Raw genomic sequence first — 1,116 nt, forward strand, 5'->3', positions numbered from 1 at the left:
GCGTCGGTGACGGTGTAGGTGTAGGTCTTGGTCGACCCCTCATCGGCAGCCGAGGGACCCGACAGGTGCACGACCGGAGCCACGTTGGCCACCGTCACCACGATCGAGTCCGACCCGATGTTGTTGGCCGAGTCGTGGTCATCGGCGGTCACCGAGACCGTCGAGGACGCCGGACCGTCGGGGAAGGTGCAGTCGAAGCTGTTCGCCGCCGCGGTGTTGATCCGGGTGCCGTTGTCGCCACAGTCCTCCACCACCGTGATCGCGGCGTCGTCCTGGCCGGCGTCGGTGACGGTGTAGGTGTAGGTCTTGGTCGACCCCTCATCGGCAGCCGAGGGACCCGACAGGTGCACGACCGGAGCCACGTTGGCCACCGTCACCGACTGAGTGGCGCTGTTGCTGTTGGCGTTCTCAGCGTCTTTCACCTGGACCGACACCGTCGAAGAAGCCGGACCGTCGGGGAACGTGCACACGAAACTTCCACCGACCGCAGTCGTGAACGTGCTGCCCACCTGCGAAGCGTTGGCACCACAAGAGACACCTACGACGGCGAACGAATCCCCTGAATCGACGTCGGAGACGCTGAACGCGTACGTGTGCTGGGTCCCCTCGTTAACCGATAGGTCGTTCCCCGGCGCCAGAGTCACCGTTGGTGCCGAGTTCGCCACGGTGACCGAGTCGTTGACCGTCGTCCCGGACAGAGTCCCGTCGCTCGGGGTCACCTCGACCCGCACGACGTCGCCCTTGTCACCGTTACCGACCACACCCAGGTTCAGCGTGTCGGTCAACGAGCTCGACCCAGAGGTCGTCTTGACGATGGTCCCGTTCACCTTCCACACATACGTCAACGACACCGCGTCGCCATCAGCATCCGACTTCGTCGCCGTCGCCGTCACCGTCTGGTTCGTGGTCGGACCAGTCGGCGACAACACCACCGTGGCCACCGGCGCACTGTTACCTACCGTGACTGAGTCGTTGACCGTCGTCCCGGACAGAGTCCCGTCGCTCGGGGTCACCTCGACCCGCACGACGTCGCCCTTGTCACCGTTACCGACCACACCCAGGTTCAGCGTGTCGGTCAACGAGCTCGACCCAGAGGTCGTCTTGACGATGCTCCCG

2 protein-coding genes are annotated in these 1,116 nt (G+C 65.0%); one reads left to right on the plus strand and one right to left on the minus strand.

Annotation, left to right across the window (positions count from 1 at the left end):
• Positions 1-362 (minus strand): hypothetical protein (locus tag ISU07_RS23670; protein WP_194709326.1); only part of this gene is annotated, 362 nt, incomplete at its 3' end.
• A gap of 22 nt (positions 363-384) precedes the next feature.
• Between ISU07_RS23670 and ISU07_RS23675 the strand changes: the two genes are divergently transcribed.
• On the plus strand, positions 385-1,116 hold a 732-nt coding region (locus tag ISU07_RS23675), incomplete at its 3' end, for a hypothetical protein (protein ID WP_194709327.1).

Origin of the sequence: Nocardioides islandensis (assembly GCF_015352455.1) — a bacterium.
In the GTDB taxonomy this organism is placed as follows: Bacteria; Actinomycetota; Actinomycetes; order Propionibacteriales; family Nocardioidaceae; genus Nocardioides; species Nocardioides islandensis.